Origin of the sequence: Sodalis sp. (in: enterobacteria) (assembly GCF_047607725.1) — a bacterium.
Classification (GTDB): domain Bacteria; phylum Pseudomonadota; class Gammaproteobacteria; order Enterobacterales; family Enterobacteriaceae; genus JBLKSS01.
The window spans coordinates 1-8,219 of the sequence record NZ_JBLKSS010000061.1; the positions used below are offsets into that span (position 1 = coordinate 1).

Consider the following 8,219-nt stretch of genomic DNA (forward strand, 5'->3'; position numbering starts at 1 on the left):
AGCTGACGCGTTACTCGATCGGCTAGTACACCCCAGCTATCGACTGGAACTTAAAGGCGAATCACTACGCAAAGAGCAAGGAGTAGCCAGCACAGGAAAAATAGACTAAAACTGAGTCAGAAGATGAGCGAACACGTGATCGGATTTCGCCGGAACAGATGATCGGATACGTCGGAATCTGCACACGGTGGCGGGGGATTGTGGATTCGGTATGAACGTACGCACAAGCGGCAATTTCACCCGTGTATCGCTTTACTGAGGCGTTTGCGCACAGCGCGGCACGCCCTCGGCATAACAACGATAATGCAAGGCCCTGCCTCTGACTCTGACCACACACCCTTATCAATAATAAACCGTGCCTGCACCGCGGGGACGAAACGCTATTGGAGTTTGCTATGCCCATCGCATTGCTGGCGCTGAGCGCCTTTGCTATCTGCACCACCGAATTTGTCATCATGGGATTATTGCCGGAGGTCGCAGGGGATCTCGCGGTCAGTTTGCCGGACGCCGGCTGGCTCATTAGCGGCTATGCGCTGGGCGTGGCTATCGGCGCGCCGATTATGGCGATATTGACCGCGAGTTTGCCGCGCAAAACCTGTCTGGCGCTGCTGATGATAGCGCGGGTGGTGACGGCTCTTTGCCACGGCGCGTTTTTCGGTATCGGTGCGGTGGTGGCCGCCGGATTGGTGCCCCCCAACCGCGGCGCCTCGGCGGTGGCGCTGATGTTTACCGGTCTGACGCACGCCAACGTGCTCGGCGTCCCCGCCGGGACCTGGTTGGGGCAGCTGTTCGGCTGGCGCGCGACGTTCTGGTGCGTCTCCTTGCTGGGCGCTGCTGGCGCTCCTGGTCAGTCTGCCGGCACAGCGCAACGCCGCGCCGGCCAATCTGGCGCGGGAAATGTCCGCCTTGCGTAACGGGCGGCTGCTGCTATCGCTATTGATGACGGTATTTTTCGCCGCGGCCATGTTTACCTTATTCAGTTATATCGCACCGCTGCTGTTGCAGGTGACGCACATCAGCGATCGGGGCGTGAGCTGGACGCTGTTTTTGATTGGCGCCGGCTTAACGGTGGGCAATTTGTTGGGGGGACGGCTCGCCGATTGGCGGGTGTCGGTGGCGCTTATCCTGAGTTTCGCGCTGATAGCGCTGTTTTCGGTGCTGTTCCGCTGGACCAGCGGCACCCTGTGGCCGACGGAAATTACGCTGTTTTTCTGGGCAATGGCGACATTCTGTACCGTGCCGGCGCTGCAATTCAATGTCGTGGCGCACGGCAATGATGCGCCGAATCTGGTGTCGACGCTGAATATTTCTGCGTTCAACATCGGCAACGCTCTCGGGGCATGGGTGGGTGGCCAGGTCATTGATGCCGGCCTGGGGCTGACCATGGTGCCGCTGGCCGCCGGCGGGTTAGCGCTGGGAGGATTACTTATCTGCCTGGTGACCTTTTCCCGCCTGCCGCGCCAGCGTAGCGTCCGCGGTCAGCGCGTCTGCATCACGCGGGCAAGTCGACCGGGCACCTCGGCGGCGAAACGCTGCAGGAAGCCGCTGATTTCATTCACCAGCGCGGAGGCCGGCCGGTGTAGCGGACGGATCAGGCTCACGGTGAAGGGGACCGCGATACTGAAGGGACGGATGAGCACGCCGCTGGCCGCATAATCCAGCGCCGTTAGCGGATTGACGATCGAAAGCCCGACCCCGGCGCGCACCATGGCGCAAACCGAAGCGGCGCTATGGGTCTCCACTACCCCTTGTCGTTCCACGCCCGCCTGCTGAAAATGCCTATCCAGCCAGTGCCGGTAGCTGTCGGTCGCGGAAAGGCTAATGTACGGCAGGGCACGGAAATCCTCCGGCGTTAATAGGGATTTGGCGCCGAGCGGATGGCCGGGCGGCAGCACGCAAACTTCATTAAGGGTCATTAGGGTTTCGCGGCGAGTGCCCGCGGGCGCCGTCGGGTTTTCCGTCAGGCCCAAATCAAATCGCTGGGCGGAAAGCCACTCCTCCAGCAGCGGCGACTCCTGAGGGATAATATTCAGGCTGATTTCCGGGTGTGTGGCGAAGAAAGCGCGGCACACTTCCGGCAGTAGCGACTGGGAAAACACCGGCAGGCACGCGACAGATAGTTGCGCCTGGCGGTATTCCCGAATAGCGCGCGCCGCGCCGAGGATCCGGTCCATGCCGTAGTACCAGCGCTGTACTTCCTCGAATAGCCACAACCCTTCATGGGTCGGCTTCAGGCGGCCCTTAATTCTCTCAAACAGCGTCAGCTGCAACAGCTGTTCCAGCCGCGCCAGCTCACGGCTCACGGTAGGCTGGGACGTGTGGAGCAGTCCCGCCGCCTCGGTCAGATTCCCCGTGGTCATGACCGCGTGAAAAATATCGATCTGCCGTGAGCTTACCGCCGCCATCTTCCGCCTCATCTTAAAATCAATATCATAAATGAATAGATAGAGATAAAAAAGATATTTTATTAATAGGCGCCGATGCATTACAAAGAAGAGTTCACGCCGGCGCTGCCGGGACCGACCCATCGCCTACGAGGACCACCATGCCGCACGATATTTACACCACGGAACGCGCCCTGAACGCCGTTAATTTATTGCCGTTGCATCAGCAGTATGGCGGCCCGGTCTGGGTGTATGAAGCGGAAACCATCAGCGTGCGCATTGCGCAACTACGCCGTTTCGATACCGTCCGTTTCGCCCAGAAAGCCTGCTCCAATATCCATCTGCTGCGCCTGATGCGCAGCCAAGGCGTCAAGGTGGACTCGGTGTCGCTCGGGGAGATTGAACGCGCGCTACTGGCCGGTTTTCCGCCGGGCACCGCCAGCCATGACATTGTTTTTACCGCCGATTTGCTGGATGAACCAACGCTGGCGCGGGTCGTTGAGCTCGGCATCCCGGTCAACGCCGGCTCGGCGGATATGCTGGCGCAGCTTGGCGCCCGCTCGCCGGGGCACGGCGTCTGGCTGCGGGTCAATCCCGGTTTTGGCCATGGCCACAGCCAAAAAACCAATACCGGCGGGGAAAACAGCAAACACGGTATTTGGCATGAAGATTTGCCGCAGGCCGGGGCGCTTATCCGTCGCTACGGCCTGCGGCTTATCGGCATACATATGCACATCGGTTCGGGCGTGGATTACGCCCATCTCGCGCAGGTCTGCGACGCCATGGTGCAGCAGGTCATCGCCAGCGGACTGGATCTCGCGGCCATTTCCGCGGGCGGCGGGTTATCGGTACCCTATCGTTCGGGCGAAGAGGCGATTGATACCGATCACTACTTTAGCCTGTGGGATGCCGCCCGCCGGCGGATTAGCGCGCATCTTGGGCATCCGGTGACGCTTGAAATTGAACCTGGCCGTTTTTTGGTGGCGGAAGCGGGCGTGCTGGTGGCGCAGGTCAGGGCGGTCAAAGATATGGGCAGCCGCCACTTCGTGCTGGTGGACGCCGGGTTTAACGATTTAATGCGCCCGGCGATGTACGGCAGCTATCACGCTATCTCGCTGCTGCCGGCGGACGGTCGCGATCGCGGCGCGCAATCGCTGCGCGATACCGTGGTGGGGGGACCGCTTTGTGAGTCCGGCGATGTCTTTACCCAAACCGCCGGCGGCGGCGTCACATCGCGCCGTTTGCCGCCGGCCCAGGTGGGGGACTATCTGGTCTTTCACGATACCGGCGCCTATGGCGCGACCATGTCCTCGAACTACAACAGCCGCCCACTACTGCCAGAGGTCTTGTTTGAACGGGGCCAGACACGGCAAATTCGCCGCCGACAGCCGCTGCAAGCGCTATTTGACCTGGAAATATCATTGACCTGAAAGAGGCGCTGGGGGTCAGCTTCCTCCCCGCTGCGTGCGGCGGGTATCACCGGCGCGATGAAGCTGGCAATGCCGTCCAAGCGTTGCGGGGGTGCTCAGGTAAGGCGATACTCACCGGTGCGCTGCCACTGCCAAACACAAGGGGGCTGCTAGACGATGCTCATGGCGAAAGATTTAGCTCCAGCGCAATGTCATCGCCCTCGAGCCCGATGAAGCGAATTTGCCGCCAGTCGCGAATGTGGCCACGAATGCGGGTGCCGGGCTGCGGCGCACCGCCAACCTGGATGACGCTGCAGCCTGCCGCCAGCGCGCTGTGGATGTCGGCGGGCGCATCTTCAAACACCAGGCAGTCGCTGGCCGCAATGCCGAGTAATTTCGCGCCCAGCCAATAGGGATCCGCATCGGGTTTACCGCGGGTCACCTCATTGGCGCCCACCATCAGCGCGGGCAACGGCAGTCGGCAGCATGTCATCCTTGCCTAGCTACCCGCTGGCTGGCGGGAGTCACCACGGCCCAGGGGACATCGCCGAGCGAACTGAGGAAGCGGCCGGCGCCCGGGATTTCCCGCGCTTTGCCGCTAAATTCAATCTCCAGACCGTCAAGCACCGCGGCCTGTTCTTCCAACGGTAAATGGGGGGCGACCCGATGGATGACATCACGCGAACGAACCCCATGACAAATGCTCAGTACCTGCTGGGGCGCAATATGATTGATACGACACCAGTGACGCCAGATAAATTCAACCTGATGCGTGGAGTGGACTAATGTTCCGTCTATGTCAAACAGCAAAGCTTTAGATTTAATTAATTTCATTATCATTCTTTAATTATCTCATCGCTGGTTGGGAAGGGTGATAGCCAAACTATGACTTCCGCTGGTTTTTTCCCGGCGGAAGACCTGTATGGCCTGAATCGGTAGTAAGCGCCCCGTGGAGGACGTCTTGAATTATTGGTGGGTTTGTTGTATGGCCCGGTAAGAATATGTTCCACTACGATGCCTAGTGAACCCGCATCCTATAAGGGACGGCTGTCAGTGTGGGGACTTACCTAAAGTGATCCAATAGGTATAAACGGGAATATCCGGGAATTCGCGGGATCTGGTGGGATAAAGACTAACTAAATCAGGGATTAATTCTTGACTTGGCGTAAATTTAATCAATTTGGAAGCAGAACTGCAAAGTGATCCACTTGATAGCTAGAAGATAAAATTAAGCAAACAAATTGATCCATGTAAAATCGTCTCAAGCGATCTTCAAAAGACATTCAAACTATCTTTAACGTAAATTCTTTTTCTGTTCCTTTTGATGGTTCTCGTACTATTTTCTTTTGTTACGTTCGTTCTGCTAGCCAATGGATGGTATCAGCCAGCTTCTTTTTTATACTGAGTAACAGTCTGATTTATCGCATCTGGATTATCCCCCTCATCAATTTCATACCTTTGCAAAATCTCTCTGCGTTGTTCCGCAGTCAGCTTATCTAGTATCTTGGCTGTATTAATCGAAGACTGAGATAACTGATCGCCAGAAGACGCTGATTGATTTGAGCGAAAAATTTCTCTGCTCTCTGCTGTGTTTTCGTTCTTCAACGCGATGCTTGGCATTAAAGCATACAAACCTCCTTTCTTAAATATATCAATAACTTGTGTTTTTTCTTCTTTGTTCATTAGATGAAATATGCTAGTCCAGATTAATTCAAATTCATGCTGCTCTGATCTATTAGATTCTTTTAATTCATTATGTAACGAAAGGGAATTCAAAACATTCTCACGGGTTGGTGTGGGTATACTATATACGTTGTACTCATATGATACGCCCTTGACCCCTTTAATCTGCCTAAACTCCCATTCTTCAGTTTTAGCTTTCCTAGAGACACTATTAGGAGAGCTGGGTAATCCTCCAAGACCAGCTAATTCCTTGGCTGTAAACCACGCTTTTTCTGTCATGAAAGCCCTCATTTTTAATGACATTGATGTATTTAAAAATAAAACAATAAAAATCAAGTGTTTATGTCAAATTTTTAGTATTTTTAAATACAGTTATTGAATTCACAAGGTATTCACTGTAGAGTTCACTGCGTAACCTCAAGGCTAACTACTGAGGTAGCACGTAAGGTAATTCTTTAGGATCTCATTTTATGAATAGAAAGAAAAGATGCATCGATTGGCATAGAGCTGACATTGTTGCGGAACTAAAAAAAAGGAATACATCACTAGCAGCTTTAGGCCGTGCTAACGGCCTCTCATCGTTTACGCTAAAAAATGCGCTAGATAAGCCATATAAAAATGCAGAAATAATAATTTAAGATGCAATTTGTTTGACGCCTGAAGACATCTGGCCTTCTCGTTATCAGAAGAGGGCGTGATGGTTAAAAAATATGATTGGTTTTCTGCTAAGAATTTAGTTGGTCTCCAAGGGATGCCAAGCTCTCCCAGTGCCATTTCAAGAAAGGCAAAAAATGAAGGATGGGAATGCAGAAAAATAAAAGGAATCAGAGGGGGGTCGCGTATGAATACTCAATAAATTCATTGCCTTTAGAAACGAAGTTACAAATATTAATGCAAGTAAATAAAGTAGAAACCTCTCAGGGTCTGATCACCTTGCCTGAGAAAAAGCAGGTCAACCCCGAGCGCGCTTTCTTATGGCGTTGCTGGGAAAGTGCGACTACCGCCCAGCGGGACCAGGCAGGCGAACGGGTCAAGGCCGTATTGCTGATGCATGAGCTGGTACAAAGCGGGTTGCGCGTCAGGGCCGCCGCACAGGCAGCAGGGCATTCGCTGGAGATTTCCGCCAACACGCTACGCCGCTGGTACGGCAAGGTGAAAAAACATGCGCGCCCAGACTGGGGGCCTGCCTTGCTGGATAACCGCCTGCTTGAGCGTAAAAGCGCGATCAGGGCTGATTTTCATGATGACGCCTGGGAATTTATCAAAGGGGATTATCTTCGCCTGGAAAAACCGGCTCTGACCAAGTGCTACGAAAGACTTTGCCTCGCTGCCGCACAACATGGCTGGCCGATACCCTCGCTAGATACGGTGCGTCGTCGTATTGAAGATATTCCGGTTGAGGTGCGGGTGATGTCCCGTGAAGGGGAACATGCACTGATGCGGCTTCATCCGTCCCAGCAGCGATCAGTGGCACAACTTAATGCCCTGCAATGGATCAACGGGGATGGCTATCAGCATAACGTGTTCGTTAAATGGTTTAACGGCGATATTGTCCGGCCTAAAACCTGGTTCTGGCAGGATATCCGCACCCGCCGGATTGTTGGCTGGCGTACCGACCTGACCGAAAACACTGACGCTATCCGCCTGTCGTTTATGGATGTGATCAAGACGTATGGCATTCCCGAAGATTTCCACATCACCATCGACAACACGCGTGCTGCGGCCAACAAATGGCTGACCGGGGGCGTTAAAAATCGCTACCGCTTCAAGGTACGTGAAGATGATCCGAAAGGGCTGTTTGCCATCATCGGTGCGACCGTTCACTGGACCTCTGTTATCGCCGGGAAAGGCTGGGGCCAGGCTAAACCCATTGAGCGCGCCTTTGGGGTTGGCGGGCTTGAGGAATATATCGATAAACACCCCGCGCTCTCCGGTGCCTACACCGGCCCGGATCCGATGCATAAACCGGAAAATTACGCCAGCCGGGCGGTGGATGCCGCGCTGTTTTTATCCACCGTCGCGGAAGGGGTGGCCATGTTTAACGCAAAAGTGGGCCGACAGACCGAAATTTGCGCCGGGCAATATTCCTTCGATCAGGTCTTTGCGCGTGATTTCCCGCAGACGCTGGTACGCAAGCCGACCGCAGAGCAGTTACGCCTGTTCCTGCTGCCTGCCGAAGCGGTGTCAGTGAATCACAAGGGCGAATTTACCCTCAATGCCGGCGGCGCAGTGCTGAATGCGAAGAACGTTTATCACCATGCCGCATTAATGGGCATTTCTCCGCGCAAGGTGGTGGTGCGCTTTGATCCTCAGCACCTGCATAGTGAAGTGTTCTGTTACACCCTGGAGGGACAGTTTATCTGTGCTGCGCCCTGTATTCAGGCCAGTGCATTCGGCGATACCCAGGCAGCCCGTGAGCATGCCCGGCAGCGTAATCAGCTTAAAAAGGCCACCAAAGCCGTTATCAAAACCACTAAACGCATGGATGCACTGGAAGTCTCCGAGCTGCTGCCGAGGATGGCCGAACCTACGCCCCCTGAATCACGGGTCGTTGAGATATTCCGGGTAGCGGGCAATACCGTACTGAAAGAAGAGATTGAGGAAGTCGACGATCTGGATACCGAAGGGGCTTTGCGGCGTGGGCTGGCTCTACTTGAAGCCCAGCAGGATGCAGATCCGCTGTTGTAAAAAAGCCATTCGGGAGCAACCGAATGGCTTATCGGAACACAAGAACGCTTTTCAT

General features: G+C 54.8%; 10 protein-coding genes and 1 pseudogene. 6 read left to right on the forward strand and 5 right to left on the reverse strand.

Features of this window, described 5'->3' with window-relative positions; translation table 11 throughout:
- On the forward strand, nt 1-109 hold a 109-nt coding region (locus ACMX3H_RS06175; protein ID WP_415210192.1), incomplete at its 5' end, for an ATP-binding protein.
- Nucleotides 110-395: 286 nt separating this feature from the next.
- A pseudogene (locus ACMX3H_RS06180) lies at nt 396-1,464 on the forward strand (MFS transporter); the annotation flags it as partial.
- Between the two features lie 14 nt (nt 1,465-1,478).
- On the opposite strand, the gene ACMX3H_RS06185 reads toward ACMX3H_RS06180, so the two are convergent.
- On the reverse strand, nt 1,479-2,405 hold the full coding sequence (locus ACMX3H_RS06185) for a LysR family transcriptional regulator (protein ID WP_415210184.1): 927 nt from the start codon (nt 2,403-2,405) through the stop codon (nt 1,479-1,481).
- A gap of 140 nt (nt 2,406-2,545) precedes the next feature.
- Here ACMX3H_RS06185 and lysA point away from each other — a divergent pair, with 140 nt between their 5' ends.
- A complete protein-coding gene (lysA, locus tag ACMX3H_RS06190; protein ID WP_415210185.1) occupies nt 2,546-3,814 on the forward strand; it encodes a diaminopimelate decarboxylase in 1,269 nt (422 codons plus the stop codon).
- Nucleotides 3,815-3,974: 160 nt separating this feature from the next.
- Here lysA and ACMX3H_RS06195 read toward each other — a convergent pair whose 3' ends face one another.
- From ACMX3H_RS06195 to ACMX3H_RS06210, 4 genes are all read right to left on the reverse strand, one after another.
- A complete protein-coding gene (locus tag ACMX3H_RS06195; protein ID WP_415210186.1) occupies nt 3,975-4,286 on the reverse strand; it encodes an HAD-IA family hydrolase in 312 nt (103 codons plus the stop codon).
- Complete coding sequence (locus ACMX3H_RS06200) at nt 4,283-4,627, reverse strand: hypothetical protein (RefSeq protein ID WP_415210187.1); 345 nt, start codon at nt 4,625-4,627, stop codon at nt 4,283-4,285. Before ACMX3H_RS06200 ends, ACMX3H_RS06195 begins: the two co-directional genes overlap by 4 nt.
- 2 nt (nt 4,628-4,629) lie before the next feature.
- Nucleotides 4,630-4,803, reverse strand: a complete 174-nt coding sequence (locus ACMX3H_RS06205) for a hypothetical protein (protein WP_415210188.1) — start codon at nt 4,801-4,803, stop codon at nt 4,630-4,632.
- Nucleotides 4,804-5,173: 370 nt separating this feature from the next.
- On the reverse strand, nt 5,174-5,755 hold the full coding sequence (locus ACMX3H_RS06210) for a DNA-binding protein (RefSeq protein ID WP_415210189.1): 582 nt from the start codon (nt 5,753-5,755) through the stop codon (nt 5,174-5,176).
- Nucleotides 5,756-5,946: 191 nt separating this feature from the next.
- Between ACMX3H_RS06210 and ACMX3H_RS06215 the strand changes: the two genes are divergently transcribed.
- From ACMX3H_RS06215 to ACMX3H_RS06225, 3 genes are read left to right on the forward strand one after another with little or no spacing between them, the layout of a single operon-like run.
- Complete coding sequence (locus ACMX3H_RS06215; RefSeq protein ID WP_415210190.1) at nt 5,947-6,114, forward strand: helix-turn-helix domain-containing protein; 168 nt, start codon at nt 5,947-5,949, stop codon at nt 6,112-6,114.
- Nucleotides 6,115-6,173: 59 nt separating this feature from the next.
- Nucleotides 6,174-6,332 carry a DNA-binding protein gene (locus ACMX3H_RS06220; protein ID WP_415210193.1) on the forward strand — a complete coding sequence of 53 codons (159 nt, stop codon included), beginning with the start codon at nt 6,174-6,176 and terminating at the stop codon, nt 6,330-6,332.
- On the forward strand, nt 6,281-8,164 hold the full coding sequence (locus tag ACMX3H_RS06225; RefSeq protein ID WP_415210191.1) for a transposase domain-containing protein: 1,884 nt from the start codon (nt 6,281-6,283) through the stop codon (nt 8,162-8,164). Before ACMX3H_RS06220 ends, ACMX3H_RS06225 begins: the two co-directional genes overlap by 52 nt.
- Nucleotides 8,165-8,219 lie beyond the last annotated feature (55 nt).

Coding starts and splice junctions, on each gene's coding strand:
- ACMX3H_RS06185 (WP_415210184.1), bottom strand. CDS start 2,405: ATGGCGGCGGTAAGCTCACGGCAGATCGATATTTTTCACGCGGTCATG.
- lysA (WP_415210185.1), top strand. CDS start 2,546: ATGCCGCACGATATTTACACCACGGAACGCGCCCTGAACGCCGTTAAT.
- ACMX3H_RS06195 (WP_415210186.1), bottom strand. CDS start 4,286: ATGACATGCTGCCGACTGCCGTTGCCCGCGCTGATGGTGGGCGCCAAT.
- ACMX3H_RS06200 (WP_415210187.1), bottom strand. CDS start 4,627: ATGAAATTAATTAAATCTAAAGCTTTGCTGTTTGACATAGACGGAACA.
- ACMX3H_RS06210 (WP_415210189.1), bottom strand. CDS start 5,755: ATGACAGAAAAAGCGTGGTTTACAGCCAAGGAATTAGCTGGTCTTGGA.
- ACMX3H_RS06215 (WP_415210190.1), top strand. CDS start 5,947: ATGAATAGAAAGAAAAGATGCATCGATTGGCATAGAGCTGACATTGTT.
- ACMX3H_RS06220 (WP_415210193.1), top strand. CDS start 6,174: ATGGTTAAAAAATATGATTGGTTTTCTGCTAAGAATTTAGTTGGTCTC.
- ACMX3H_RS06225 (WP_415210191.1), top strand. CDS start 6,281: ATGCAGAAAAATAAAAGGAATCAGAGGGGGGTCGCGTATGAATACTCA.